The 26,762-nt window shown below is 42.0% G+C and carries 24 protein-coding genes and 1 pseudogene; 19 read left to right on the top strand and 6 right to left on the bottom strand.

Annotation, left to right across the window (positions count from 1 at the left end):
* Nucleotides 1-103: 103 nt before the first annotated feature.
* Nucleotides 104-460 (top strand): winged helix-turn-helix transcriptional regulator, encoded by a 357-nt coding sequence (locus ACYVLS_RS08475; protein ID WP_460323537.1) that lies wholly within the window; start codon nt 104-106, stop codon nt 458-460.
* Here ACYVLS_RS08475 and ACYVLS_RS08470 read toward each other — a convergent pair.
* Nucleotides 457-648 carry a hypothetical protein gene (locus ACYVLS_RS08470; RefSeq protein WP_460323535.1) on the bottom strand — a complete coding sequence of 64 codons (192 nt, stop codon included), beginning with the start codon at nt 646-648 and terminating at the stop codon, nt 457-459. The genes ACYVLS_RS08475 and ACYVLS_RS08470 overlap by 4 nt on opposite strands.
* Nucleotides 649-759: 111 nt before the next feature.
* On the opposite strand from ACYVLS_RS08470, the gene pheS reads away from it, so the two are divergent.
* From pheS to ACYVLS_RS08430, 8 genes are all read left to right on the top strand, one after another.
* Nucleotides 760-1,803 (top strand): phenylalanine--tRNA ligase subunit alpha, encoded by a 1,044-nt coding sequence (gene pheS / locus ACYVLS_RS08465; RefSeq protein ID WP_460323533.1) that lies wholly within the window; start codon nt 760-762, stop codon nt 1,801-1,803.
* 6 nt (nt 1,804-1,809) lie between these two features.
* A complete protein-coding gene (gene pheT / locus ACYVLS_RS08460) occupies nt 1,810-4,224 on the top strand; it encodes a phenylalanine--tRNA ligase subunit beta (RefSeq protein ID WP_460323531.1) in 2,415 nt (804 codons plus the stop codon).
* A gap of 564 nt (nt 4,225-4,788) precedes the next feature.
* Nucleotides 4,789-5,061 carry a cell division protein ZapA gene (locus tag ACYVLS_RS08455; protein ID WP_460323529.1) on the top strand — a complete coding sequence of 91 codons (273 nt, stop codon included), beginning with the start codon at nt 4,789-4,791 and terminating at the stop codon, nt 5,059-5,061.
* A 24-nt stretch (nt 5,062-5,085) separates the two neighbouring features.
* The gene (locus tag ACYVLS_RS08450) at nt 5,086-5,646 is read left to right on the top strand and encodes a CvpA family protein (RefSeq protein ID WP_460323527.1); all 561 of its coding nucleotides are present in this window, start codon (nt 5,086-5,088) and stop codon (nt 5,644-5,646) included.
* Nucleotides 5,647-5,767: 121 nt separating this feature from the next.
* Nucleotides 5,768-8,140 (top strand): endonuclease MutS2, encoded by a 2,373-nt coding sequence (locus tag ACYVLS_RS08445; protein WP_460323525.1) that lies wholly within the window; start codon nt 5,768-5,770, stop codon nt 8,138-8,140.
* Between the two features lie 102 nt (nt 8,141-8,242).
* A complete protein-coding gene (gene trxA, locus ACYVLS_RS08440) occupies nt 8,243-8,554 on the top strand; it encodes a thioredoxin (protein ID WP_460323523.1) in 312 nt (103 codons plus the stop codon).
* 706 nt (nt 8,555-9,260) lie between these two features.
* Entirely contained in the window at nt 9,261-9,542 is a 282-nt protein-coding gene (locus tag ACYVLS_RS08435; RefSeq protein WP_460323521.1) for a hypothetical protein, read from the top strand.
* 121 nt (nt 9,543-9,663) lie between these two features.
* Nucleotides 9,664-11,121: an FAD/NAD(P)-binding protein gene (locus tag ACYVLS_RS08430; protein ID WP_460323519.1), complete on the top strand. Its 1,458-nt coding sequence runs from the start codon at nt 9,664-9,666 to the stop codon at nt 11,119-11,121.
* A gap of 60 nt (nt 11,122-11,181) precedes the next feature.
* Here the strand turns inward: ACYVLS_RS08430 and ACYVLS_RS08425 are convergent, their stop codons facing one another.
* Nucleotides 11,182-11,607 (bottom strand): YslB family protein, encoded by a 426-nt coding sequence (locus ACYVLS_RS08425; RefSeq protein WP_460323517.1) that lies wholly within the window; start codon nt 11,605-11,607, stop codon nt 11,182-11,184.
* Nucleotides 11,608-11,833: 226 nt separating this feature from the next.
* Between ACYVLS_RS08425 and racE the strand changes: the two genes are divergently transcribed.
* The 4 genes and pseudogenes from racE (at nt 11,834) to cbpB (ending at nt 14,480) form a co-directional block, all read left to right on the top strand.
* Nucleotides 11,834-12,658: a glutamate racemase gene (gene racE, locus ACYVLS_RS08420; protein ID WP_460323515.1), complete on the top strand. Its 825-nt coding sequence runs from the start codon at nt 11,834-11,836 to the stop codon at nt 12,656-12,658.
* Nucleotides 12,654-13,256 (top strand): annotated as a pseudogene (locus ACYVLS_RS08415) (XTP/dITP diphosphatase); the annotation flags it as partial. The gene racE and the pseudogene ACYVLS_RS08415, both read left to right, overlap by 5 nt.
* A gap of 29 nt (nt 13,257-13,285) precedes the next feature.
* Nucleotides 13,286-13,807 (top strand): metallophosphoesterase family protein, encoded by a 522-nt coding sequence (locus ACYVLS_RS08410; RefSeq protein ID WP_460323513.1) that lies wholly within the window; start codon nt 13,286-13,288, stop codon nt 13,805-13,807.
* A 181-nt stretch (nt 13,808-13,988) separates the two neighbouring features.
* Nucleotides 13,989-14,480, top strand: a complete 492-nt coding sequence (gene cbpB, locus ACYVLS_RS08405; RefSeq protein WP_460323511.1) for a cyclic-di-AMP-binding protein CbpB — start codon at nt 13,989-13,991, stop codon at nt 14,478-14,480.
* 66 nt (nt 14,481-14,546) lie between these two features.
* Here cbpB and ACYVLS_RS08400 read toward each other — a convergent pair whose 3' ends face one another.
* Nucleotides 14,547-15,449 (bottom strand): mechanosensitive ion channel family protein, encoded by a 903-nt coding sequence (locus ACYVLS_RS08400; protein WP_460323509.1) that lies wholly within the window; start codon nt 15,447-15,449, stop codon nt 14,547-14,549.
* A gap of 165 nt (nt 15,450-15,614) precedes the next feature.
* On the opposite strand from ACYVLS_RS08400, the gene ACYVLS_RS08395 reads away from it, so the two are divergent.
* From ACYVLS_RS08395 to ACYVLS_RS08380, 4 genes are all read left to right on the top strand, one after another.
* Nucleotides 15,615-16,013 (top strand): DUF948 domain-containing protein, encoded by a 399-nt coding sequence (locus ACYVLS_RS08395; protein ID WP_460323507.1) that lies wholly within the window; start codon nt 15,615-15,617, stop codon nt 16,011-16,013.
* A gap of 36 nt (nt 16,014-16,049) precedes the next feature.
* On the top strand, nt 16,050-16,574 hold the full coding sequence (locus tag ACYVLS_RS08390) for a YtxH domain-containing protein (protein WP_460323505.1): 525 nt from the start codon (nt 16,050-16,052) through the stop codon (nt 16,572-16,574).
* A gap of 229 nt (nt 16,575-16,803) precedes the next feature.
* Nucleotides 16,804-17,316 carry a DUF421 domain-containing protein gene (locus tag ACYVLS_RS08385; protein ID WP_460323503.1) on the top strand — a complete coding sequence of 171 codons (513 nt, stop codon included), beginning with the start codon at nt 16,804-16,806 and terminating at the stop codon, nt 17,314-17,316.
* A 36-nt stretch (nt 17,317-17,352) separates the two neighbouring features.
* Complete coding sequence (locus ACYVLS_RS08380) at nt 17,353-17,847, top strand: DUF421 domain-containing protein (protein ID WP_460323501.1); 495 nt, start codon at nt 17,353-17,355, stop codon at nt 17,845-17,847.
* 94 nt (nt 17,848-17,941) lie between these two features.
* On the opposite strand, the gene ACYVLS_RS08375 is transcribed toward ACYVLS_RS08380, so the two are convergent.
* The gene (locus ACYVLS_RS08375) at nt 17,942-19,039 is read right to left on the bottom strand and encodes a M24 family metallopeptidase (protein WP_460323499.1); all 1,098 of its coding nucleotides are present in this window, start codon (nt 19,037-19,039) and stop codon (nt 17,942-17,944) included.
* A gap of 225 nt (nt 19,040-19,264) precedes the next feature.
* On the opposite strand from ACYVLS_RS08375, the gene ccpA reads away from it, so the two are divergent.
* Nucleotides 19,265-20,266 carry a catabolite control protein A gene (gene ccpA / locus ACYVLS_RS08370; protein ID WP_460323497.1) on the top strand — a complete coding sequence of 334 codons (1,002 nt, stop codon included), beginning with the start codon at nt 19,265-19,267 and terminating at the stop codon, nt 20,264-20,266.
* A gap of 641 nt (nt 20,267-20,907) precedes the next feature.
* On the opposite strand, the gene ACYVLS_RS08365 is transcribed toward ccpA, so the two are convergent.
* Together ACYVLS_RS08365 and trhO are read right to left on the bottom strand one after the other, a co-directional pair.
* Nucleotides 20,908-23,655: a transglycosylase domain-containing protein gene (locus ACYVLS_RS08365; RefSeq protein WP_460323495.1), complete on the bottom strand. Its 2,748-nt coding sequence runs from the start codon at nt 23,653-23,655 to the stop codon at nt 20,908-20,910.
* Between the two features lie 186 nt (nt 23,656-23,841).
* Entirely contained in the window at nt 23,842-24,807 is a 966-nt protein-coding gene (trhO, locus tag ACYVLS_RS08360; protein ID WP_460323493.1) for an oxygen-dependent tRNA uridine(34) hydroxylase TrhO, read from the bottom strand.
* 264 nt (nt 24,808-25,071) lie between these two features.
* Here trhO and ACYVLS_RS08355 point away from each other — a divergent pair, with 264 nt between their 5' ends.
* Nucleotides 25,072-26,691 carry a C40 family peptidase gene (locus ACYVLS_RS08355; RefSeq protein ID WP_460323491.1) on the top strand — a complete coding sequence of 540 codons (1,620 nt, stop codon included), beginning with the start codon at nt 25,072-25,074 and terminating at the stop codon, nt 26,689-26,691.
* The last annotated feature ends 71 nt before the right edge of the window (nt 26,692-26,762 follow it).

Below are 26,762 nucleotides of genomic sequence, written 5' to 3'. Positions count from 1 at the left end.
GTTGTGAACATTTTTTTAAGATTAGTCGAAATTAGACCTGTTATCTACACATTTGTTTGCTATAATGGTATAGTGAATGATGTGAAAGAAGAGGTGACAATAGATGATAGATATGACTCAGACAAAAAATACTGAATCAGACAAAATAATCTGCCCGCGTTTTGAGCAGACCTTTGCAATCTTAGGTAAAAAGTGGACTGGTTTAATCATCGATGTATTGTTGGATGGACCTCGCCGTTTCAAGGATGTTTCTCATGCCATACCAGGCGTCAGTGACCGCGTGTTAGTCGAGCGTCTAAAAGAGCTTGAACAACAGGAAATCGTCACGAGAGATTTAGATGAAACGTGTGATATTCGTTCAGGCTACCGTTTAACAGAAAAAGGCAAATCATTAGAAAATGTAATGAATGAAGTACAGCTGTGGGCAAATCAGTGGATTTGTGATGCGGATATAGATTAAATAAAACGACAGATGAAAAAGAGTACTGACACTGCTTCAATTCTAGAGAACAATGCCCAGGCTGAAAGCATTGATTGAAGCACGTCAGGAAGTTCACTTTCATCGCCAATCTGGGCAGCGGGTAGTTTTCTACTGGCAGCTGAACAGAACGTGGGTAATAGTTTATCCCGGTATGCGCCGTTATGCATGAGTGCAGAAGCTGACTTCTGAACCAGGGTGGTACCGCGTGTTGACCTCGTCCCTTTTTTGGGGATGGGGTCTTTTTTTATGCAATGAATTCAACTTAAGGAGAGAATAGAATGATAGAGAATCAGTTAACTGCCTTGTTAAGTCAGGCAGTGGTGGAAATTAATTCGGCCGAATCAATTAGTGAAGTGGAACGTATTCGTGTCAATTATTTAGGGAAAAAAGGTGAGTTGACGAGTGTCCTGAAAGGCATGAAAGATGTCTCTCCAGAAGAACGCCCAGTCATCGGTAAAAAGGCAAATGAAGTCAGAGATGAACTGACCACTGTTCTGACGCGTAAAAGAGAGCGTCTTGAAAAAGAAGAGATGGACAGACAGCTTGAAAAGGAGACAATCGATGTCACGCTTCCAGGACGTCAGGTCACAAAGGGTCAGACTCATGTCCTGACTCAAATCATGGAAGACATTGAAGATTTGTTCTTAGGCATGGGCTACCAGATTATTGAAGGCAGTGAAGTGGAGTCCGACTATTACAACTTTGAACGCGTCAACCTGCCTCAGAACCACCCGGCTCGTGATATGCAGGATACGTTCTACATTACGTCTGATATTCTTCTGCGTACGCACACGTCGCCTATTCAAGCCCGTACACTTGAGCAGCATGACTTTTCAAACGGACCACTTAAAATGATTAGTCCCGGAAAAGTGTACAGAAGAGACACGGATGATGCAACACACTCTCACCAGTTCCACCAGATTGAAGGCATGGTCATTGACGAGAATATTACCATGGCTGATTTAAAGGGGACTTTGGAACTGCTGGCTAAGAAAATGTTTGGCGAAGAGCGTGAAATTAGACTGCGTCCGAGTTATTTCCCCTTCACTGAGCCCTCTGTGGAAGTGGATGTCAGCTGCTTCAAATGTGGCGGAACCGGCTGTAACGTCTGCAAGAAGACCGGCTGGATTGAAATTCTTGGTGCCGGCATGACGCATCCGAACGTATTGGAAATGTCGGGAGTCGATTCGTCTAAATACGGTGGTTTTGCCTTTGGCTTAGGACCTGACCGTATCGCTATGCTGAAATATGGTGTGGACGATATCCGTAATTTCTATTTAAATGATCAACGATTCTTAAAACAGTTCAAGAGGAAAGGATAGTCTGACATGAAAGTTTCATATAACTGGTTAAGTGAGTCGCTGGATTTATCATCCGTTGCGCCTCGTGATTTAGCAGAACAAATTACCCTGACAGGAATTGAAGTGGACGGGGTAAGTGAACCCGGAACAGAGCTTAAAAATATTGTAGTTGGAAACGTACTGAAGGCAGAAAAAATGCCTGATTCAGACCATCTGAACCTGACTGAAGTCGATGTGGCAGGAGACGAAATAGTTCAAATAGTCTGCGGCGCGCCTAACGTCAAAGCCGGCCAGAAAGTGGTTGTAGCTCTTCCGGGGGCAAGGCTGGCTAACGGCTTGAAAATAAAAAAAAGCAAGCTGAGAGGGTACACATCTAATGGTATGATTTGCTCTCTGGAAGAACTGGGTTTTTCAGATGCAGTGATTCCAAAAAAAGCTGAAGACGGTATTTACGTCCTTCCTGAAGAGGCTGAAACGGGTATGGATGCACTGCCGTATCTCGGTTTAACGGATGCCTTTATTGAATTGGATATTACACCGAACCGTGCAGATGCTTTGAGTATGCGTGGAGTAGCTTTTGAAGCGGGTGCTATTTTAAACCAGAAGCCATCTTTCACAGGTGTTAACTTGAATGAAGAGCCCACTGAAAAAGTGGAAAACTATGTCTCTGTAGCTGTGGAGAATCAGGAAGAGACACCCATTTATAAAATGCGTGTTATTAAGGACTTAGTGGTTAGAGAAAGTCCGTTATGGCTTCAGCGTAAACTGATGCATGCCGGCATTCGACCGATTGATGCCGTGGTGGATGTAACAAATTATATTATGCTGGAATACGGACAGCCTATGCATGCCTTCGACTACGATTCACTTGAGTCCAAAGAGATACTTGTGCGACGGGCGAACGGATCGGAAACATTGATTACCCTTGACGGACAAAAGCGTGAACTGTCTCAGGAAAATCTGGTGATTACAAACAATGATGAACCGGTAGCTCTGGCAGGTGTCATGGGGGGTCAGAATACCCATGTGACAGAAGAGACACGAACAGTGGCACTGGAAGCGGCAGTTTTCGAATCCAGTCTGATTCGAAAAACTGCTCAGTCATTAAATTTAAGAAGTGAGTCGAGCTCACGCTTTGAAAAAGGGGTTAATCTGGCGGATGTCCAGGCAGCTCTTGATCATGCAGCAGCTCTGATTGCTTCGCTGGGTCACGGAACAGTGGTCAGTGGAACAGCTCAGATTGAATCAGAAGAAGCCCAGTCCAAGACTGTGGTAACCTCTGCAGAGAAAATCAACCGTACACTCGGAACAAAGTTATCTGTCAACGATTTGGAACGCATTTTTGACCGACTAAATTTTGACAGCGACATTACGACAGAAAAAGTAGTTGTCACTATTCCGCCTAGACGCTGGGATATTGAAATTGAAGCAGATATTATAGAAGAAGTCGCTCGAATTAATGGATACAGCAACTTGCCAGCCACGTTGCCGCATAGTGAATCCCATCCGGGAGAGTTGACTTACAGCCAGAAAATAAGCCGTTTCACCCGTCACTATATGGAAAGCTGCGGGCTGTCTCAAGCAATCAGTTATGCTTTGACAACGACTGAAAAAGCAGGGGCTTTTACTCTGTTTGATGCTGATCCAATTGAGCTGGACTGGCCGATGAGTGAAGAACACAAAGCGCTCAGACAGAACTTGATTAGCGGACTGCTGGATAATGTTCAGTACAATGTGGCCCGTCAGACGAAATCAGTGGCATTATTTGAACTGGGTCGAATATTTACCAGACAGGAAGAGAAGCTGCCGAAAGAAACCATGCATGTGGCAGGCATTATGACTGGCGCCTTAATGGAAAACAGCTGGCAGGATTCTGAAGTTCAAGTGGATTACTTTACTGTTAAAGGCATTCTTGAAGAATGGTTCGCAACATTAAGCCCTGACCAGTCTGTTTCTTTTGTTCCGTTCAAGGACTTAAAAGAGATGCATCCGGGCCGTACAGCCAAAGTTTTCTTGAATGATGAAGAAATTGGTTTTGTCGGCCAGCTTCATCCTTCTGTATCCGGTGAACGTGATTTGAATGAAACCTTCGTATTCGAAGTGAACATGGAACCATTCCTGACGGATGCCAATGAAACAGTGATTTTTGAAGCGATTCCGAAATACCCGGGAACGTCACGGGATATTGCTTTCGTAGTAGACGAAACAGTTCTGCACGAAGAGATTGTGAATGTCATTAAAGCCAACAGCGGAAAATGGCTGCAGTCTGTCCGACTCTTTGACCTCTATCAGGGTGATAACATTGAAGCAGGTAAAAAGTCTCTGGCTTACAGTTTGTCTTATGTGAACCCAGAGGAAACGTTAAAAGAAGAACATATCTCAAGTGATTTTGACAAGGTCAAGCAAGCGTTGATCAGCGAATTTAAAGCAGAGATACGTTAATCATTGTAGTTTTCTTAACAGAAGAAGGTCTGGAAGCTGAAAAAAAAGCTTTCAGGCTTTTTTTCCTTATTTTAAAGTGCATTTGGGTGTGGCTTAGGTAGACTCGTGGAAGATAGTTAATCGAGTTTACCGAATGTGCTTGTGCTTCGGTTTACTGAGAGCTAGTTGTTGAGTGGGTTTACCATAGTAGGCGGTGGTTAAGTAAACTGGACCAGCCAACGTCTATGAGATTGCCAAAGTTTACAATACTTCAGCATACTGAGATTTTTTCAGAGCTGAGTTAACCGAACATCTTCCAAGTATGGCAGACTCAACTTTCTTGGCGCAGCGAGTCTGCTAAACGGAAGCTCACTTCGGTAATGTGAATGCGCTTGAGATTGCGAGTCTGCTGAACATTGGCTCTTTTAGGTAAACTGAACAAATACGGAACTGTAGAGTCTACTTAAGATCGCTTTTCTCCACTAATTTTTATTGCCAATCCATCAAAAGAGTCGGGAAATAATGCATAAAGTGTAAATTCGTGTTATTATAATAAAGAATTTGAGAAGCGAGGGGGCTTTTTTTATGCCGGAAGGGAAGCGTCGTTATAAAGCAACCATTGACGGAGAAAGCTATACGATTGTAGGACCGAAATCTCAAGAACACATGAAGACGGTAGCTGAAACGGTTGATGAACAGTTAAGCCAACTGAAAGAACTGACCAAAGGCTTAAGCAGCGAAAAGAGAGCGATGCTGCTGGCCATTAATGCTGTATCGGATCAGCTCAGCATGCATAAAGAACTTGAAGAAATTAAAGAGAAAATGAAACAGGATACTGAAAAGGATACACAAGAGTAAAATGTTTCGTATAAGGAGAATAAAATGGTTTTAACTGTTATCGTATTATTTACATTGTTACTATCGCTGTACAGCGGGGCACGACGCGGCCTTGTGCTGCAGCTGGTCTTATCCATAGGGTATGCTGTCTCATTCTGGATGGCACTGACATATTATCAGCAGTTGAGTGAGTGGACAGAAATGCTGATTCCATTCCCGACACCGACATCATCAGTGGATAATCCCTATGTGTTGTACAGCATCGATTTTCTGTTCAACCTGGATGGTGCCTTTTACAAGGGAGCCGCATTTATCCTGATATTATTTGTCGGCTGGCTCATTACACGACTGATAGGCGGATTGTTTAATTTTCTTGCCGATATTCCTGTGGTTCGTACTGTGAATGCTTTGGGAGGAGCCGTACTGAGTTTCGTTATTCATTATATCGGTCTCTTTTTAGTGTTATTTTTACTTTCAACAATCCCAATAGGTTTTATTCAGAATCAGTTCGAAACAAGTAATGTAGCGCGGAATATAGTCACGACCACACCAGAACTATCCAGCCAGTTTTACGAGTGGTGGATAGTAGAGGGCGTTCAGGATTAACATCAGTATAAAGGAAGGGTGGTTTTGAGAAGACGAACAATCTTCCGCAAACTGCCCGTTTTTTATTACAGCCGATTAACCCGATTAGTATATTTGAAGCACACTTAAAGGAGAGAAAGCATTGACTGAACTATTTCAGGCATCTTATGCAAAGTTAGAATTTGAAAAAGTTATCAGACAATTGTCTGAACACACAGTATCCTCGCTTGGAAAAGCGGCCTGTATGAAAATAAAACCGACAACTGACCGGGAATTGATTCAGGCCACTTTAGAAGAAACAGACGATGCCGTCATGCTGATTCGTCTGAAAGGTGGCATGCCTTTGGCGGCTTACGAAGACATAAGGCCGCACTTGAATCGCGTTCGTATGCAAGGAACACTGAATGGGCAGGAACTGGCTCATATTGGCAGAATTCTTCGGACACTGAGAGAGATTCGGACATTTTTTGCCAAAGCAAAAGAAGAAGCTATCCCATTAAATAGACTATATGATAAAGTGCAGCAGATTGAACCTTTTAGAGAGCTGGAAAAAGAGATTTTTTCAGTTGTAGATGAAGGCGGTTATGTGCTGGATGATGCCAGTGCTAAATTAAAGGGGATCAGACAAGGGATTAAACAGACGGAGAGTCGAACCCGTCAGAAACTGGAATCGATTGTCAGAGGCTCACAGGCACGCTTTTTGACGGACTCCCTTATTACCATGCGAAATGACCGCTACGTTATTCCGGTAAAAGCTGAAAATAGAAACACATTCGGAGGCGTCGTTCACGACCAGAGCTCAACCGGGCAGACGCTTTTCATTGAACCTCAAAGTGTCGTGGATTTAAACAATCAGCTGCGGCAGTATCAGGTCGAAGAGCAGAATGAAATTACCCGCTTGCTGAGAGAACTGACGGAGACCATTGAGCCGTATAGAGAATCTTTATCTATTCAACTGAATCAGCTGGTGGAACTGGATGTCATTCAGGCAAAAGGACGCTATGCTCAGCAGATAAAAGCGGTCAAACCACTGCTTTCAGAGAGTCGCCATGTAGCATTAATGAAAGCCCGTCATCCGCTGCTTATTGAAGAAGAAGTTGTGGCAAATGACATCATTATTGGAGAAGACTATAAAACGGTCATCGTAACCGGTCCGAATACCGGTGGGAAAACGGTGGCCCTGAAAACACTGGGTCTCCTGCAGCTTATGGGTCAGGCTGGCCTATTTCTACCTGTGGAAGAAGAAAGCACCATTGGTATCTTCTCCGGAATATACGCAGACATTGGTGATGAACAGTCTATTGAACAGAGTCTGTCGACCTTTTCTTCTCATATGACTAATATCGTATCTATTCTTGAAAAAATTGATGACAAGAGTCTGGTTCTATTGGATGAGTTGGGTGCGGGGACAGATCCCCAGGAGGGTGCAGCACTGGCTATTGCCTTGCTTGATGCAATTGCGTCAAAAGGCAGCTACGTCATGATTACCTCTCACTATCCTGAACTCAAAGCATATGGCTACAACCGGCCGGAAACAATCAATGCCAGTATGGAATTTGACGTCGATACCCTGAGTCCAACTTATCGGCTGCTTATCGGCATACCTGGTCGGAGTAACGCATTTGAAATAGCGAAACGTCTGGGACTGGATGACACGGTCATCGATTCGTCCCGTCAATTGATGAGTGGAGAGAGTCAAAGCATTGATACGATGATTCGGGATCTTGAAGACAAACGCAAGGAAGCGCAGTTGCAGGCTGAGAAAGCGCAGCAGGATTTAAAAGAAGCGCAGACTCTGCACAAAGAGTTGAAAGAAGCCTACGAATCATACCAGCAGGAAAAAGATAGACTGAAAAAGCAGGCTGAAGAAGAGGCAAATGCCTATGTTGAAAAAGCGAAAAAAGAAGCTGATGATGTGATTAAAGCAATCCGTCAACGTCAATTGGAGAGCGGCCAGCAGGGGGCGCTTAAGGAACACGAATTTATTGATGCCCAGACCAAGCTGAATAAGCTGAAGACAGAAGAAGAAGGACTGAAGAAAAACAAAGTCCTGAAAAAGGAAAAAAGAAAGAAACAGCTGAAAGTCGGCGATGCGGTCGAAGTGCAATCCTTTGGTCAAAAAGGAACCTTGGTAGAAAAAGCAGACAACAACCAGTGGGTCGTTCAAATGGGTATGCTCAAAATGAAGCTGCCTGAAGCAGACCTTCTGCAGACTGCTCAAGAGAAGGAACCGAAACAGCGCGTATCAGTCAGACGAACCTCTTCCGCAGGGGTATCGACTGAGATAGATGTAAGAGGCGAACGGGTAGAAGAGGCAGTCAATCAAGTTGACCAGTATATAGATCAGGCACTTCTGGCCAATTACCCTAAAGTCACTATCATTCATGGGATGGGCACAGGCGCCGTCAGAAAAGGCGTTCACCAGTATCTGAAAAAACATTCTCAAGTGTCGAAGTTCGAAGATGCACCCGGTAATCAGGGTGGCAGCGGAGCAACAATAGTCACGTTTAAGTAAATCCAATTCAAGTGCTAGACAACATTGGAAAAGTTTGCTATACTAACAATGGATTAAATAACTTACTTTTAATAAGTAAGTTAACTATTAGGAGGATTAAGAATGACTAGAGAACTAACAGATCAGAATTTCGACCAGGAAACAGGATCAGGATTGGCAATTACCGACTTTTGGGCAGCATGGTGCGGACCTTGTCGTATGCAGTCACCAGTCATCGACGAATTAAACGAAGAAACTGATGGCAGCGTCAATTACTTCAAAATGGACGTTGACGCAAACCAGGCAACGCCAAGCAAATTCGGAATCATGAGTATTCCTACTTTACTGGTAACAAAAGATGGCGAAGTAGTAGAAAAACTAATTGGCTACCACAGCAAAGAACAAATTGAATCAGCATTAGCAAAACACAAATAATGAACTGATCAAAGAAACTCCAGTCCAAAATGGGCTGGAGTTTTTTGTTACGGTTAATTCCCATTTATAATGACTACGGACTAATCGAAACGAGTTCAAGCTCAAGCGGGATAAAGTTGTATCGAATAGAATGTAATCGATACAACTTTGATTCTTAAAATGGAAAAATCATTTCGAAAACATCTAATCGGAACAAGTTACTCATATAAAAATAAAAAGTCGTACCGAATAGCAATTAATTTTAAGGAGTTAATTGAATAGTGAGAAAGAAGTGAGGACGAAATTAATATTGATATTAATAAATAGTGAACTAAACGTTCGCATAAGTTTTGTACATTCGGAAAATTTAAGTCAATAATGCAATTAAATTGTTAAAAGAGATAGAACGGAAAAAGCAATATGAGTGCTTAATAAATGTTACAAGAACATTACGCCAATTTGTTCTGAATGTTAGAGAAAGTCCTTGATTAATGGTTCGATTTACTGGATAGTAAGTTAGTGGTTTTGCAAGACTAGAGATGTGAAAAGAATATGACACTTTGACATATTTTACTAAAAATCCCATGAATGGACTATCTTTTTACAATAGTGTGATATAAAATAACACATATAATAGAATAGTACATTAAGATTCCGTCCCTGATTGGAAAGCACAAATTTAACTTTTGAATCGTACATATAATATTATAGCTTGGAGAGTGGTCATATGACACAGAACGAACCCGGTCAACCAGTTTTGACACAGACGATTCAGTACAAATACATTATTAAATGCAAGGAAAGAGATGTTGAACTAGAAGTGGAGGACCGCGATGTGTTCCATAACGCGGATGACGAAATTGACTGCCCTTTAGATGTGGTTCTTAGAAAGAATGACTACTCCTTTAATGATTTAATGAGCTGGGATGCCCGCGAAATTCAATTCGTTAAATTGGTAGATGAAGATATTCAGCTTATTAATAGTGTTCCCTTAAATGTTAATTTATAAATTCAGAGTGTTTATCTTACCTTTTAACCGAGAATAAGATGGCACTTTTTATTTTGCATAGGTATCAGTCGCTTTTTTTGGTAAACTATTTAGAGTAGAATCGCATAGTGGGGGACACGACATGAAGATAGCAGTTATAGGTCTGGGAGTGGCAGGAGTCAGCGTGCTGCGGGAACTTTCCAGACAGTTGAATGATGAACAAAAAGAAACGTATAAGATAATAATCTATGCCTCGAAAAAAGAATGGGGAACCGGCTTTCCGTATCAGAACGATGACGAAAGTCTACTGATTAACCAGTATACGGAAACAATGTCCATCGATTTGAATGATAAAGAGGACTTTATGAATTGGGTCAAACAGAATAAAACTGTCCAGACTCCTTACCATACTCATTTGCCTAGAAAGTGGTTTGGGGATTATTTAAGAGAAAAAGCAGAAAGCTGCATGAAAGAACTCAATACAGAACTCAGGTTTGAAACTGTTGAGGAGATTGAACAGGCTGATGAGGGGCATTATACCGTTATTAGTAGCGAGTCCGCTGAAAAAGTGGATGCGATTCATTTGACGACGGGGCACCTAGCTTACCAGGATCCTTATAATCTAAAAGGAAAAGATGGCTATATTTACAACCCCTATCCTGCTGAAGAGGTATTGAAGTTTCCGCAAGACACACAATCAATCGGCCTTATTGGATCCGGTTTGACAGCTCTTGACGCAATGCTCTATATTCAAAAAAATTACCCACATATAAAGGTGACCTTTTACTCAAGAAATGGTTTGTTTTCTTCAGTACGAGGGGACGAACCAGCTGTTAAACTGCACTACTTCTGTGATGACCGGGTAAAGGATTTGTTGAATCATATGCCTGAGCTCTCTTTGGACAAAGTTAAAGAATGGTTCTATAAAGAAATGGAAGAGCATCATATTGATGCGAACTGGGTTTGGAATCATTTAGGAGAAGGTACTTTAGAAGGAATGGAACTTGATTTAGAGTACAGTAAGGAATTAGGCGAATTTCAATCGATGATTCGGCATATGCGGACGTGCTACCCGTTTATTTGGAATGCCTTGTCTGACGATGAAAAAGACCTGTTTCTATCTAAATACAGCGGCCAGTGGCAGCGGTTCAAGGCACCTATTCCGCAAAATACTGCACGGCTGTTAATCAGGCAGATTAATGAAAATGCTGTGCGGCTCGTCAGTGGTTTGGAATCCATCAAAAAAACCGAACAAGGATTTAAGCTTTTAGATAGCGAGAAGAACAGTTACTCGGAAACCTATCTGATTAATTGTACCGGTCAAAATATGAACGTAGCAGACTCTCTGCCGTTGCAGACCAAGCTTGTTCAGAATCTAATCAAAAATGGACAGCTGTCTCCTCATAAATATGGGGGAGTCAAGATTGACTACCCAAGTATGAGTGTTATTGACACCTCCGACTTCAAGCATAGCCTGTTTAAAACTTACGGGCAGATGGTATCGGGAGTACAGTTTGGAAATAACAATGTGGAGCTGATTTCTCTGAGTGCACGAAGCGGAGTTAGACACATGATAGCGGCAACACAGAAACAGATTTGACGAAAAAACTTTCTTCAATTAAGGACGTACAAGTGACGTCAGTAATCTGAAGAAAGTTTTTTAATGTAAAGGTTCTTTAGGGTCTGTTTCCAGTTGCATACGCACCAGTCGTGCTTTTTTGTCAACGGTATAGGAGGATTCGGTGTAATGTTTGGAAAAATTCTGAACGGCTTGAGCAATAAAGCCGGCTTCTAGAGAAAAATTGGCCTCACTGTTTGCCTTCAGGCGTTCGTGGACGATTTCGCCCTGAAGTTGAAAAGTATAAGACGTTTTTTTCTTTTCTACCAAAGTCAGCTTTCCAAAAGAGAGTTGAGTCATTAGAGCGGTTAAGTCTTCCACAGATGACAAATCATAGTCACGAGCGAGTTCCTTGCCGGCCCAGTATAAAATATCCGCTTCGTCATCTCTGAATAAGTTAGGCAGCAGGCGGTCTCGCAGCAATAGAACTGCCGACTGGGAAGCATGTATGGTTTGATCGTTAGTCATTTTAAAACCTCATTCATCAAGTATAGTAATGGTTTAGTCTTTATATTTACAAGTCAATTCTTTATAATTAAAGTGGAGTAAACTGACGCGCGTTTTTATTTTACCGTGTTCAAAGAAAAGATTCTAGTCAAAGGGAGATTATTCACATATTTGTGCGAGTAATCATAAAATACAAACTGTAAAATTGACTTATTATTAGTCAGTGAGTTAGAAGAGGATGTTAGCTATGTCAGAAAGACCAATTGGTTTACTGGATTCAGGAATAGGTGGCCTCACCGTTCTAAAGGAAGCCCGAAAAAGGCTGCCGAATGAATCATTTATATATATAGGAGACAATGCACGTAATCCTTATGGTACGCGCTCGATAGAAGAAATCAGACGGTATACATTAGAGTTGGCGCAGTTTCTTGTAGACAGACAGGTAAAGCTGATAGTCATAGCTTGCAATACTGCAACTGCTGTTGCGCTTGAAGAACTGAAAGCCACTTTACCCATACCTGTGCTCGGTGTTATTCATGCAGGAAGTATGGAAGCGGTCCGGCATACAGCTACACAAGAAATTGGAATTCTGGCCACGCAAAGTACAGTAGATTCTTCTTACTATAACCAGAAAATCAGTGAGATGAACGCTGCAGTAAAAGTGACAAGTCTCGCTTGTCCGGAATTTGTTGATTTGGTTGAAACAAATCAGCATCAGTCTGAAGAAGCTGAAGCTTTAGTAAAGAAGAAGTTATTTCCGCTTAAAAATTCTCGAATTGATGCCCTGATTTTGGGTTGTACACACTTCCCGCTGCTCGCCCCCTTTATTCAAAAGGAAATGGGTAAAGAAGTCAGACTGATTGACTCAGGTGCACTGACAGCTGAGCAAATTGATCAAGTACTGGATGAATATCAGATGGCCGCGGAAGAGACCACCAGTCCAGTTACGACTGAAATCTATACCACCGGAGATGCTCAATTGTTCAAAGCTATCGCGGGAGAATGGATGGAAGATGACCAGCTTGAAGTGAAGAAAATAGATGTAGAAGGACTGAAACAGAATGCAGAGTAACGCCCATACAGTTATAATAGCAACAAAGAATAAAGGAAAAGCGAAAGAATTCGAAGCCTTATTTAATGAAAAAGGCTTCGCCATAAAAACCTTGCTTGATTTTCCGGAACTCGATGACGTAGAGGAGACCGGCACAACCTTTAATGAAAATGCTCTTTTGAAAGCAGAAACGATAGCTGAAAAACTGAATACTCTCGTTTTGGCAGATGATTCAGGATTAATTGTCGAGGCCTTATATGGCCAGCCTGGTGTCTACTCCGCGCGTTATGCTGGAGAAGAAAAGAACGATGCGAAAAACAATGCAAAGCTGCTTAACGAATTGGCAGATACGCCGAGTGACAAACGTCAGGCAGCTTTTCACTGTTCACTCGCACTGGCTGAGCCGGGGAAAGAATCACTCGTGATTGAAGGCCAGGTAAAAGGACGCATAGCCGATGTGCCTAGAGGAACGCACGGCTTCGGGTATGACCCTTTGTTTTATATTCCGGAAAAAGACAAGACAATGGCTGAACTCTCTCAAGAAGAGAAAAATAAAATTAGTCACCGGGCTGTGGCACTACAAAAATTGAGTAAAGAACTGGATGACTGGTTAAACTAATGTAAGAAATTCGAAGGGATGACAAAAAAATGAAGCTGATTGCAGTAAGCGATACTCACGGAAATACCTATTACATGGAAGAAATACTATCTATATACGAAAATGACGTAGACACATGGATTCACTGTGGTGATTCCGAACTCATGGAAGATCAACCCCTATGGCAGAATTATAAAACAGTAACAGGAAATATGGACCACGCCACAGGTTTTGAACTGGAAAGACTGATAGAATTCAATAACCATAAATTTCTAGTCGTTCATGGTCATAAGCATGCGGTTAAACAATCCAATGAAGAGATGAAAAGAAGAGCAAAAGAAGAAGGAGTTAATGTTGTTTTTTACGGTCATACGCATATTGCCAAGGTCGAGCAGGAAGATGGTATTTTATTCATCAATCCGGGAAGTCTGACTCAACCGAGAGATAGAAATATCGGTACGTATGTGTTTATGGAAATGAATCAGGATTCTGAAGATATTTCGTTAACTTATTTTGATCAGGATCATAATAAACTAGATGAATTATCAGGCACATACTCACTCAAAGCGTGAGAAAGCAATCTCTCATCATATTCCAATCTTTATAATCACATATCCTTGCTATATAGGGGTGTAGGATAAAAATGTATTATTTTCACCTAAGAATTTTCTTTTAATAGTCATATTTGTTTGGGAAAATGTTTCATAACAGGTAAAATAGAAGTGGAATAGAACGCTTACAAGGAGTGAAGAAATGATAAGTAAGAAAATTAAAGCCTTTTTAATTGACGATGAGCAGTCACTGGTGAAGCCCGCTGAAGAAGTTGCAGTCGTTAGTTTAAAGAATCGTCTGAATCATGCCTTACTGATATTAACTTCTGATAAATATGCAGTTGTACCTGTTTTAGACGATCAGTCAAGAATGTGTGGTCTTATTTCCATGCCGATAATCATGCAGGCTATTATGAATATTGAAAATGTGCACTTTGAACAACTAGGTGAAATTGAAGTTCAGGAAGTTATGGATACAGATTACCCGTATGTTTATGAAAACTATGAGCTGGAAGATGTATTGAGAATGCTGGTGAATCATGCCTTTATTACTGTGGTGGACGAAGATAACAATTTCAAGGGAATTATTACCCGGAGTGAAATTCTCAAGGGAACCAATCGAATTGCGCATGATCTGGAAAAGAAATACACATTAAAAGAAAAGCAGGAAGCTAGAGAAACGGTTAATCAGTAAGCTTTTTTGCTATAATAAAAAAATAAAAATCCTCCGTCTGATTCAAAGCATCTGACGGAGGATTTTTTATTGGTTCTGCATATCGACATTAATCGTAGGTAATGTAACGCCAGCCTGTCTCAAGGCATCCACATACTTCTCATAAAAAAGGTTGCGCATGGCAAATTCTGTACCGGCTTTTGTATACATAATAATTTGAGCAGCCATTTGGGCTGTGCCAATTGGAACAAAAGACACTTCCATTGGTTCAATAGTAATCTCATCCTGCTTTGGAATCATCTCAGCATTAACTTCTTCCATCACTTTTCTGACAAAATGCAAGTCTGTGTGAGGCAGCAGTCGAATTTGAATCATTACCCGCATGTCGCTTCGGGAACGGTTACTGATGATGGTAATGGAGCGATTGGGTATAAAATGAGTCGTTCCGTCAAAATCTTTGACGCGGGTCGTTTTCAGATTCACATCCTCAACGGTTCCCAGTATGCCGCTGAGCTCAACGACATCGCCAACGTCAATTTGCTTTTCCAGAAGAATCATAAAGCCATTAACAATATCTGACACGAAACCCTGAGCGCCTAAAGACAAGGCCAGACCGACCACACCGGCACTGGCTACGAGGGTCCCTACAGGTATGCCCATAACCTCTAAAATTGTATAGACTAGAAAAAAGTATAAAATCGCATGGTAACTGTTTTTGCTGAGTTTATATAGAGTGTTCAAACGATTGGGTACAGTGTGTTTATCTTTCATGTAGCCTTTGAATACAAGATCAATAAGGTAATGCCCGAGTTTCTTTAAAATGAAAAAGATAATCACAGCAGCTAGTATCTGGATTAAAGCAATAATGATGGAACTGAATATGGCATCCCAGTCAATATCGTTCCAGAACTCGATGAAAAAATTAACCCCCTCATCTATATCTGAACCGAGACCGGTGCCTGTATCCGAATCTTCAGCTGAATATAACATCTAAGCGTCCTCTCCTTACTTATAACTTGAAGTAACCTTATTTTACCAGTTTTTATGAAGTTTTCAATTTTTATATTATTTGGTAGAAAAGGCCGTCTTGTTTGCAATTAATTATGTGATAATGGTAATCTTAATTTATACAGAAAACAAGAAAGAGGGATAACTATGACAGGTGGAGAAATAGCAGCACTTATAGCAGCAGGCGCTTTTGCAATTCTTGTTCTTGGACTTTGCTTTGTATTGTTTAAAGTGGCGAATGTCGTTTCGGAACTTAATACAACAGTTGAAGAAGCAAACAAGAGTCTGAGCACCATTACCAAAGATGCAGACCATTTACTTATTGAAGTCGAGGGACTGTTGAATAAAACAAATACCACACTGGATGATGTCAACGGTAAACTAGGCTTGACAGATCCGCTGTTCAAGGCAGTTGGAGATTTAGGTGAGTCCGTTTCAAGTTTAAACGACTCAACGCGTAACCTGACTTCACACCTCGCAAGTGCCTCTAAAAAAGGTGCATCAATCGGTATCGCCAAGAAAGTCGGCGGAAAAGTAAAAGGGTAAACCATCAATACAATACTTAAGGAGAGATGACTGATAATGAAAAATCATGACAATCTGGAAAGCTTTGTAATGGGAACATTTGTCGGCGCGGCAGTAGCAGGGTTAACAGCTTTATTACTGGCTCCTAAATCTGGAAAAGACCTTAGAGGGGACATCGCAGGCCAGGCAGACAAGACAAAAGGTCAGGCACGTGAATATCTAAATGTCGCAAAAGACAAAGGCCGTGAGTTGAAAGAAACAGTTGAAAAAGCTGGCTCTGACTATCTAGATAATGCTTCAGCAACCTATGATCAGCTAAGTAACCAAGTGGGATCCGATATGGATGAAACAAAAGCAAACCTGGATAACATTAAACAGGAAGCCAAGCATGCAGCTGAAGACACTAAAAATATCATGAAAGAAAGAACGGAAGTCGACAAAGAAATTACTAGAGATGCGGCTCAAGATATAAAAGACACTGTTGAAGAAGGCGTGGAAGAAGAAAAAGAAATTGCTGATTCCCAATCAACTGATTCTGATTCTAGAGGTCAGACAGTGAGCTCTAACGTCAACAAATCATAATGAGTTAATATACGTACACATAAAAGGATGCGCACTGCGCATCCTTTTTGTACAGAAGAATAATTCAAGCTTGTCCTAAGTTGCAAGAAGCCAGCTAAATAAATCAGGCGATGTTATCCTTATACTATAAGCAGGTGGCGCTGCTTTATTACTCAGCTGGTGTAAGTTGTTCGGATACGTAACCTTTAAAAAATGAATTCAAAGCTTTTTAGAATGCAGGTGTATAATAATGACTATAGTCGATTTTTTTCGAATAACTGGTGTATCGTTCGTTGTCTACGTGTTTACTTTGTTCGTCCTCCGATTGTCTGGGAAACGGACATTGCTTAAAATGAACGCCTTTGATTTTATCATAACCGTATCATTAGGGACGGTGTTTGGTAATATTTTGATTAACCAGGAAGAGAAATTATGGGAAGGCTTGTTAATTTTCTGTCTTCTGCTATTGTTTCAATATGGAACGAGTACGCTATCGTCTCGAAGTAATACATTCAGTCGGATTGTTAAAGCTCATCCCACGTTGCTTTTTTATGATGGCCGGTACTATGACCATCACCTGAAAAAAGAGAGAATTCCAAAATCTGAAGTGATGCAGGCAATCAGAGAGACGGGTATCGGAAAAGTAGAAGAAGTAGCGGCTGTTGTATTGGAAACGGATGGAGCGATATCTGTTTTGCCGAAAGAGAATAATGAAATGGAAAACTTGAATGTTCTAGAAAATCTTGAAAACGAAGAAGCTTAAATTCAAGAGAAATTTTTAATGTAAAGGAAGAATATGATGACTATTGAAAACTTCTTACGTATGCTTTTACTTGGTACACTAAGTTATTTTCTGATTGTGCTGGTACTTAGGCTCTCGGGCAAACGGACCTTGTCAAAAATGAATGCATTCGATTTTATTGTGACCGTCGCCTTAGGGTCGGTACTCGCTAATATCATAGTAAACCATGAGACGCTGTTCTGGGAGGGGATAGTTGCCTTTTGTCTGCTCGTTTTCCTGCAATATGTGTCTACTTGGCTATCAGCGCGATCCGCAAAAGTTCAGTCACTACTGAAATCGCAGCCTTCTCTCATTTATTATGATAATCAGTATGATAAGAAAAAAATGAAACAGGAACGCATAACCGAAGCGGAAGTCATACAATCCATTCGTAAGGATGGGTATGTTTCACTCGATAGCATAGCTGCCGTTATTCTCGAGTCAGATGGAACCCTTACAGTGATGGAACGGTCTCAAAAACAGCACCTTGAAAAAGATGATTTCTTTATCTAAGAGGTTCGCTCTGCTAGGTTAACGATTATTTTATGCTATAAAAATAGACCAGTTATTCTTTTTGATGAGAGAATAACTGGTCTTTATTATGTTTTTATTTGACAGGAACAACTGTCCACTCTTTAGAGGTAGCAGTAAAGGGGACAGCCCCTTCATCTGTCAGCGTCACGCAGTCCTCAATTCGAATACCGGCCTTATTGGCAATATAGATCCCCGGTTCGATTGAAAAGCACATCCCTTTTTGAAGGACCGTTTCCGAGCCAGGAGCAATATCCGGGAATTCGTGAACAGACTGACCAAGACCGTGTCCTAGGCGGTGAGTGAAGTAGTCTCCAAAACCTTCTTTGGTGATGATATCCCGTGCAGATTTGTCTACTTCGTCAGCGGTCATCCCCGGTTTTACTCCATTTTGGGCAGCAAGCTGGGCTTCTAAAACGACTGAATAGATGGCTTTTATCTCATCATCAACCTCTCCGTAGGCTACAGTTCTGGTGACGTCACTGGTGTAGCCTTTCCAGACCACTCCCAAATCGAACAATACAAGTTCTCCCGGCTTAAGCTGCCTGTCACCCGGTGTCCCATGAGGGCTTGCGGCATGATCACCAAAGAGGACCATAGTGTCAAAACTCATGTCAGAGACCCCTCGTTTTTTCATTTCGAACTCAATCGCTGCGACGACCTCAGTTTCAGTTATACCGGTTTTTAGCTCATTCATTCCGGTCTGTAGAGCGGCATCTGCAAGTTGGCCAGCTTCATGCATAAGGGCAATTTCTTTCTCGGACTTAATTACCTTCTGATTTTGAACGTCTGAAGTGATTGAACGATAGACAGCGTCAGGGAAGAGGTGTCTTAATTGATAATAGCGGTCAACGACTAACTGATCTGTCTCAATTCCGACAGAAGTAACCATTAGTCCGTTGGCTTTAACAAGCTGCTCGAGGGTTTCCCAGGGATTCTCGTCGTCTTTGTAGCCAACGACCTTATCAACGGAACTGGACTGTCTTGCCTCATTTTCTTCCAGTTTAGGGACGATGAGGACCGTTTTACTATTGAATACAACAAGTGCCAGCAGCCGTTCATGTGGATCACTGAAATAGTCAGTATAGTAGGCCACAGTATCGGGATTATCCGAAAAAATCAAGGATACATCATTAGAGCGCATATAATCTTTTAGTTGGCTGATTTTTGTCATAAATAGACTCCTTTAAAATAAATTAGTGAGTTAAGTGTAACAAATAAAAGGTTGATTAGCACGGTTAACCAATTCCGAAGAAAGCCCTTTCTGAAAAGTTTTTGAAAATTTCATGAAAATAGAATGATTACAGTTGAAATTGTTTTCATTTCTTGTTATTCTAATAAAAGAAGTATGCGCTCTCATTGAACGAACATACATTTATATGAAGGAGTTAATAAAACAATGGATAAACAAACAATTACAATTTATGATGTGGCAAGAGAAGCCGGCGTTTCCATGGCTACAGTATCGCGAGTAGTCAATGGAAATCCGAATGTCAAGCCGACGACTCGCAAGAAAGTTCTGGAAGTCATTGACCGTCTCGATTACCGACCGAATGCTGTTGCCAGAGGACTTGCCAGCAAGAAGACTACTACAGTAGGGGTTATCATTCCCGATGTCACTAATCTTTATTTCTCATCTCTAGCGAGAGGGATTGACGATATTGCGTCGATGTACAAGTACAATATCATTTTGGCAAACTCTGATGAGAATGAGCAGAAAGAAGTTCAGGTGCTGAATACACTATTAGCGAAACAGGTCGATGGTGTTATTTTCATGGGTAATAAAATTACTGAAGAGCTTCGTGCAGAGTTTTCCCGCTCACGTACACCGGTTGTTCTTGCAGGAACAGTCGATCCAGACGAGCAGGTAGGCAGTGTCAACATCGACTATGAAACAGCTACTAAAGACAGTGTAGAAATGCTGTTAAATAACGGCCACAAAAACGTCGCTTTCGTTTCCGAGAGTCACGATGAGCCGATTAATGGGCAGTTCCGTCTGAATGGTTACAAGCAGGCCCTTAAAGACGCTTCAATTGACTATAATGAAGATCTTGTATTCCAATCCGAATACACGTATAAAGTAGGAGAAGCTGTCTACGAGCAGCTAGTTAAAGTAGGTGCCACAGCAGCTGTAGTTGCTGATGATGAACTGGCAGTGGGAATCTTAAATGCGGCACTGGATAGAGGCGTCTCTGTTCCGGAAGACTTTGAAATTATTACTTCAAACAATTCAAAGCTGACCGAAATGACTCGACCACAGCTAAGTACTGTTGTCCAGCCGCTATATGACATTGGTGCGGTAGCCATGCGACTGCTGACAAAACTGATGAATAAAGAAGAAATCGACGAAAAAACTGTTAAGTTGCCTTATACTATTGCAGGTAAAGGCTCAACTAAGTAAGAATTAAAAGTATAAAAATCCCTTAAACTAATCATCATGTAGTATGGTTGTTTAGGGGGTTTTTCTATTTAATAAGTTTATTGTCAAATGGGAGATTAGGGGATAGTGCTAACTGAGCTTACAGTATGTAGTTGAGTTGGTGCAATAACAGGAGATAGCGGTAACTCATGGAGCCGGGGATACGCCAGTTGATAGAATAAAAGGAAATAACACAAACTGAGAGTATAGTGAGGTGTTGAGTTGGTGCAATAACAGGACATATGGGTAACTCAGGAAGCCAGGGATGCGCCAGTTAATGGAAAAAAAAGAAATAACACTAACTGAGAGTATAGTGAGGTGTTGAGTTGGTGCAATAAAAGGGAATAGGGGTAACTCAGGAAGCCAATGATGAGCCAGTTAATAGAATAAAAGGAAATAACATAAACTGAGAGTATAGTGAGGTGCTCAGTTGGTGGAATAAAAAGAGATAGGGGCAACTCAGAAAAATAAGGATACTCGAGCTTGTTAATATCGAAGAACTATTGATATACATAATCTATCATCTAAATTAACCAATTGCTTTAATAACCAAGTGAATTGAATCCAATAAAGTAAACCCTCTCCAACTCTATATTCAGAGTGGAGAGGGTTTAACTTATGAATTATTCTTCTTCATCATCGTCGTTGTCATCGTCTTCTTCGGGTTCTTCGGGAGGCGTCGCTTCAGAATTGTTGTCTGATCCATTGCCATTTCCATTCCCGTTGTCGTTACCATTGGAAGAGCCATTCCCATTACCGTTGGAAGAATCGTCTTCTTCTGGTTCAGGTTCCGGTTCTGGTTCGGGTTCTTCTTCCTCTTCCTCTTCTTCAGGTTCTGGTTCTGGTTCTTCTTCCTCTTCTTCCGGTTCAGGTTCGGGCTCAGGTTCAGGTTCAGGATCAGATTCTTCTTGTTCTTCCGGTTCAGAATCAGACTCGTCATCTTCATCATCTTCGTCATCTTCATCGTCATCAGAACGATTAGAAATATAGCTTCTCCAGAAATCTTCCAATTCTTCATCACTTGCTCCGACAGGGAAATCATAGACTGTTTCGCCAGGTATATGATCCTCGTCAAAGAGTTCTGTAATTGTATCGCCGGAATAGCGGAAGGTATCGCCATCTGGCGTTTCCACTTCACCAGCTTTCATTCCTGTGTTAGCGATAACTGAATCTTCCGTCAGGCCATCAGGACGTTCGAAGCTGTCTCCAATACCTAATATATCAGGGTTAACGTCATGAACAGCATTCATTACGCGAGCCCACATGTTTCGGTTTCGTCGACTAGGGTGTACACCGAAATCAGTGGTGAGAGATAGCTCGCTTGTTCCATATCCCAGCCATGTTCCAAACGATACACGAGGGGTACTGGCAACATACCAGACATCGTTCAGATTTTGAGTCGTACCAGTTTTCGAAATCCAGTCGGCATTAAAGTTGAGCATATCCATAGTTCCCTGGGCTGTACCGGACACGTGAACCTCACTTAAAATATCCACGAGCAAGTAGTTAGCCTGTGGACTCCAGACTTCAGTGGGTTCGGGCGTGTGTTCATAAACAACTTCACCCGTGCTGTCTTCAATTCGTTCAATCATATAAGAGTCAGTATGCTGACCGTTATTACCCATAGTTGAAAAAGCACTGACTAAGCCAACAGGTGAGGGACCATCCGGACCTCCGATTGAAAACGATGGATTATCAATTTCATTTGAAGGAATAGTTTCCTCATCAATACCCATTCGGCGGATATAGCCTTCCATGTCTACTTCGTTGTCCATCAACAGGTCGTGAATTCTGAATGATGCAAGGTTCTTGGATTCGATTAGCGATTGTCTAGCGCTTATCCATTCATTGGTTGTCGGACCGACGTTAGTAGGGAAGTAAGACGACATTCTGTTAGTTTGGCTATCCCAAGTAGGTACCTCTATTTCAGTATCCGGAATAATCGTTGCGGGCGTCATCAGACCTTGGTCGAACGCTGGTCCATATAAAGCCAATGGTTTTATAACTGACCCGGGACTTCGGGTCATCTGGAAGGCATTGTTAAATTGGCTGATATCATAATCGCGGCCACCTATAAAGCCGATCACTCTTCCTGTTTCATTGTCGACAAGGGCTCCAGCATATTGTGCAGGATAATTGGTAGACTGCATATTGCCGTCCGCATCTTCCCAATTGTATGTTTTTTCGACACCGAGTTCATCCTGATATTCTTCTACAACACTTTCCATAGCACGGTGAACATCACGGTCGATGGTTGTATGAATCTGGTAGCCTCTGTTACGAATAAGGTAGCGGGCTTCTTCTTCGTATTCACTGACAAGATCCGGGTTTTCTTCAATATCTTCGTTCGTAATGCCGTCATTTTCCATAGCCTGTCGAACGAGAATACGTCTCGCTTCATATTCGCCTCGGTCATACAAGTAAGACATGTCTTCATAGTCAATTTCTTCGCGGTTCAGGAAATCCTGTGATAAATCATATTCCACAGCTTCCTGATACTCATCGAAAGTAATCATGCCTTCACGGTGCATTCTAAAGAGAACTTCCCGCTGACGTCTTAAACTGAGTTCGTGGTCTTCTTTAATTTCTCCAGTGTTCGTGTATGGACTGAAAACAATCGGACGCTGAGGCAGGCCTGCTATAAAGGCGGCCTGCGGAAGTGTTACCTCTGAAGCAGGAACACCGAAAATACCTTGGGCTGCTTCTTCAACTCCTGCGATGTTCTGTCCTTTATTATTTCGGCCAAACGGTGAGACATTAAGGTAAGCTTCCAGAATTTCATCTTTATCCAGATGGTTTTCAATGCGCATAGCCAAGAGAATTTCATTGGCTTTCCGCTCGTGGGAGACCTCTGCTCCAATCAGCTGCTGCTTGATGAGCTGCTGGGTTAGAGTGGACCCACCCGTTGAAGCACCTGATTCAGTCAAATCCTGAACCAGTGCACGTGCTACTGCTTTAGGAACGATTCCCTCATGATCAAAGAAATACTCATCTTCTGTCGCAACAATGGCGTCAACTAGAAGGGGAGACATTTCATCAAGAGACACTGGAGAACGCATCAAGTCGGCACGCAAGTCACTGATGACTTCGCCGCCTGCGTAATACATAGTCGATGTCTGATTGTAATCATAAATTTGGGCAACCATATCTTCATGTTCCGGGATTTCCGTTCCATGCACGAGTGAGGCAAAATAGCCGATAGCTGTTCCTGCACCCAAGGAGCCCCCAACAAGTACAAGGACGATAATCATAATTACGAGGGCTTTAATCACCCGATAAAAAATATCAAAGTAGTAGACGAATGAAGCAAATCGTGAGGGTTCATTCGTTTCTTCTGTCTGTTTTGGTTCTTTTTCTTCAGAACGTTTCATTATGAACTCCTTAATTTTCATTTGTTTGTTATAGCTTGCTATATTATAGCAAACTAGCTGGAAAAATAAAATATATTAGGCAGCTTGAGTATTGGATTGAAGGAGAGTGTGACAGAATTGTCACTGCTTCCATTAACAAAAGTCCCTCTGCGAAAAGAAGGTTCATTCGCAAAGGGGACTAGTTGACTATACTTTTTCTGGTAAAGATTCACCGATTTCATTTAAACACTTTTCTACTTTTTCTCTGCTGAGGTTATGTTCTTTAACATAACGATTCTCAGGGTGGACACGGCACTCATGTGAGCAGCCTCTTAAATATTTGTGTTCATTTTCTTCTGAAGTAATCAACTGACGATTACAGAAAGGATTGCCGCAGTTGACGTAACGCTCGCAGGGGGTTCCGTCAAAAAAGTCTTTAGCAATGACCCGCTTGTCGACTCGATTAATGTCAACACTGATTCGTTCATCAAAAACGTACATTTTACCGTCCCACATCGCACCCTGGGTTTCAGGATCTGTTCCGTAATGATGAATGCCGCCATGCAGTTGAGCAACGTCTTCAAAGCCTTCTTTTAACAGCCAGCCGGTCAGCTTTTCACAGCGAACGCCACCTGTACAGTAAGTAACCACGCGCTTATCCATAAACTGTTCTTTGTTTTCTTTAATCCATTCAGGTAGTTCTCTGAAAGAACGAATATCCGGGCGAACGGATCCGCGGAAGTGACCCAAATCGTATTCATAATCATTTCTCGCATCTAGAACAATCGTATTCTCATCTTCCAGAGCTTCCTTGAATTCTTTTGGTTCAAGATACTGTCCGGTAAGCTGATTTGGGTTCAAATCGTCTTCACCTAACTTTAAAGAAACTATTTCAGGACGGTAGCGGACATGCATTTTTTTGAAGGCATGACCATCTGCAGGGTCCATTTTGAAGAACGTATCCTTGAAGCGTTCATCAGATTTGACTGCTTCCATATAACGGTCTGTCTGTTCGATGGTACCGGACACTGTTCCGTTAAACCCTTCTTCAGAAACCAGAATACGTCCTTTCAGTCCAATGTCCTTGCATAACTTAAGGTGTTCTTCTCTGAATTGTTCCGGGTTATCTAAAGTCACATATTTGTAGTATAGCAGTACGCGATAGTCGCTCATTATTTATTCCTCCTCATTACTTATTCACTTACTTCTTTTTCGGTAAAAAGTAAACTGAATCACTAAAAAGTATAGTCTTTTTGCTTACAAATTGCAAGTAATCATAGTGTTTTGCTGTCATGTGAAAGATGCACAAGTGTAGCTGAAGTGTAATGGATTTGAAACGTTTACAACGAACAAGGGTGGTATACTTTATCCAGTTAGTAAAAACAATAAAATAACTGCACTAATTTCAGTTGGCTATGATAAATGGAGGGAACTTTTTTGATTAAAAAGTTAATAGTTTCATCACTCACGAGTACAGTATTATTAAGTACTTTAGCAGTTGCTCCGAACGTACATGCAGACGAATTTGATCAGGCTATTGAAGAAAATAGGAACACAATCAATGAATCAGAAGAAAGAGTACATACCCTGGAAGATACAATCAGTGCTCTTAGAGAAAAAGTTCAGAATGCAGAAGAAGAACTGGGCAAACTGGAACAGAAAATAGATTCCAATGAAGCTAAAATCAAAGAGACAGTGAATCGCCTGGAAGAGGCTCATACTGAAATGACCCTACTTCAGGAAGAAATCGCTGAACTGAACCTGATTATCGAGAAACGAACAGACCAGCTGGAGCAGCAGGCTAGAAAAATTCAAGTAAACGGTCAGCCGGTTAATTATATAGAATTTATTATCGAAGCCGAATCCTTAACCGACATCATCGGCAGGCTGGATATCGTATCCAACTTGATTTCATCCAACCGCAAACTCGTGCGTGCTCAAGTCAGAGACATGGAAGCAGTTGTAGAAAAAGAGGAAAGAACAGAGCAGACAATTGTGCAGCAGAATGCTTTAGCTGCAGAGCTTGAAGTGACGGCAGAGAATCTGGAAGAGCAGCATCTTGAAAAAGAAGTGCTGATTGCCCAGATAGCTTCTGAACGTGCCACGGCTCAGTCTGAACGCGATTATTTTCTAGCTCAGAGAGCGCAGGCTGAACAGGCAGTGGCTCAACTCTTGACTGCTCGAGAAGAAGCAGCACAAGCGGCGCGTGAAGCTGAAGAGCAGCGACGTATTCAGCAATTGGAAGAAGAAAGAGCCGCTGAAGCTGAACGGGCACTCTCTTTTACTGAATCATCTGAACCGCCTGAAGAGTCCAATCAGTCGGCTTCTGAGTCAGAAGAAATGAGTACATCATCATCTACTGCATCTGAAACTCAGAGCAATGCATCTTCATCCAGCAATGCGCAGCAGACGAGTTCCGCAAACTCGAACGCAACAGCAGGAACTGAAAGCCAAAGCACTCCACCAGCTTCTGTCAGCTCTGGTTCATCCAGCAGCTCGGAATCAGCAGGGAGCACAGCTTCAGAAAGCAGCACAAACACTGGCTCATCAACGCAAGCGTCCAGTCCAAGTGCATCGAGTGCACAGTCATCAGAAAGCACGACAAGTCAAAGCAGTGCGAGTGCAAGCGAGAGTACACCGTCTGAAAGCACTACGTCAACACCCAAACCTGCTCCAGCACCGACACCTGCACCGAATACGGGAACAAGCTGGTCAAGCTTGAGTCCACATGCAACCCGTTTACTGGGAACGCCTTATTTATACGGGGGCAGTACAGCGAGCGGACTGGACTGTTCAGGTTTCACCAGTCTAGTATTCAGACAAGTCGGCATTTCTCTTCCGAGAACAGCGGCAGGACAATACGCATCCGCTCAAAAGGTGTCCAACCCTCAGCCTGGAGATTTGGTTTTCTTTGCTGAAGGCAGCCGTATGACTCATGTGGGTATCTATACTGGCGGTGGGCAGTTTATCGGATCGCAGACCAGCACAGGAGTCGCCTATACGAGTGCAACGACTGGTTACTGGGGCTCCCGTTTAGTCGGATACGGAAGGTATTAAAAAAGTGTCACCGTTTGTATAATTAAAACAGTCGATTCTCTAGTTAATCTAAGAGGATGGACTGTTTTTGT

This window comes from Alkalibacterium psychrotolerans (assembly GCF_054784355.1).
The sequence above is the reverse complement of the archived record's forward strand: the minus strand, read 5'-3'. Positions and strand labels throughout refer to the sequence as shown.

Bases quoted from the DNA above. Each gene is read 5' to 3' on its own strand.
- ccpA (WP_460323497.1), top strand. From the start codon at position 19,265: ATGGATAAACAAACAATTACAATTTATGATGTGGCAAGAGAAGCCGGC.
- ACYVLS_RS08430 (WP_460323519.1), top strand. From the start codon at position 9,664: ATGAAGATAGCAGTTATAGGTCTGGGAGTGGCAGGAGTCAGCGTGCTG.
- ACYVLS_RS08365 (WP_460323495.1), bottom strand. From the start codon at position 23,655: ATGAAACGTTCTGAAGAAAAAGAACCAAAACAGACAGAAGAAACGAAT.
- trxA (WP_460323523.1), top strand. From the start codon at position 8,243: ATGACTAGAGAACTAACAGATCAGAATTTCGACCAGGAAACAGGATCA.
- ACYVLS_RS08425 (WP_460323517.1), bottom strand. From the start codon at position 11,607: ATGACTAACGATCAAACCATACATGCTTCCCAGTCGGCAGTTCTATTG.
- ACYVLS_RS08390 (WP_460323505.1), top strand. From the start codon at position 16,050: ATGAAAAATCATGACAATCTGGAAAGCTTTGTAATGGGAACATTTGTC.
- cbpB (WP_460323511.1), top strand. From the start codon at position 13,989: ATGATAAGTAAGAAAATTAAAGCCTTTTTAATTGACGATGAGCAGTCA.
- racE (WP_460323515.1), top strand. From the start codon at position 11,834: ATGTCAGAAAGACCAATTGGTTTACTGGATTCAGGAATAGGTGGCCTC.
- ACYVLS_RS08470 (WP_460323535.1), bottom strand. From the start codon at position 648: ATGCATAACGGCGCATACCGGGATAAACTATTACCCACGTTCTGTTCA.
- trhO (WP_460323493.1), bottom strand. From the start codon at position 24,807: ATGAGCGACTATCGCGTACTGCTATACTACAAATATGTGACTTTAGAT.
- ACYVLS_RS08380 (WP_460323501.1), top strand. From the start codon at position 17,353: ATGACTATTGAAAACTTCTTACGTATGCTTTTACTTGGTACACTAAGT.
- ACYVLS_RS08475 (WP_460323537.1), top strand. From the start codon at position 104: ATGATAGATATGACTCAGACAAAAAATACTGAATCAGACAAAATAATC.
- pheS (WP_460323533.1), top strand. From the start codon at position 760: ATGATAGAGAATCAGTTAACTGCCTTGTTAAGTCAGGCAGTGGTGGAA.
- ACYVLS_RS08410 (WP_460323513.1), top strand. From the start codon at position 13,286: ATGAAGCTGATTGCAGTAAGCGATACTCACGGAAATACCTATTACATG.
- ACYVLS_RS08400 (WP_460323509.1), bottom strand. From the start codon at position 15,449: ATGTTATATTCAGCTGAAGATTCGGATACAGGCACCGGTCTCGGTTCA.
- ACYVLS_RS08395 (WP_460323507.1), top strand. From the start codon at position 15,615: ATGACAGGTGGAGAAATAGCAGCACTTATAGCAGCAGGCGCTTTTGCA.
- ACYVLS_RS08435 (WP_460323521.1), top strand. From the start codon at position 9,261: ATGACACAGAACGAACCCGGTCAACCAGTTTTGACACAGACGATTCAG.
- ACYVLS_RS08455 (WP_460323529.1), top strand. From the start codon at position 4,789: ATGCCGGAAGGGAAGCGTCGTTATAAAGCAACCATTGACGGAGAAAGC.
- ACYVLS_RS08450 (WP_460323527.1), top strand. From the start codon at position 5,086: ATGGTTTTAACTGTTATCGTATTATTTACATTGTTACTATCGCTGTAC.
- ACYVLS_RS08375 (WP_460323499.1), bottom strand. From the start codon at position 19,039: ATGACAAAAATCAGCCAACTAAAAGATTATATGCGCTCTAATGATGTA.
- ACYVLS_RS08385 (WP_460323503.1), top strand. From the start codon at position 16,804: ATGACTATAGTCGATTTTTTTCGAATAACTGGTGTATCGTTCGTTGTC.
- pheT (WP_460323531.1), top strand. From the start codon at position 1,810: ATGAAAGTTTCATATAACTGGTTAAGTGAGTCGCTGGATTTATCATCC.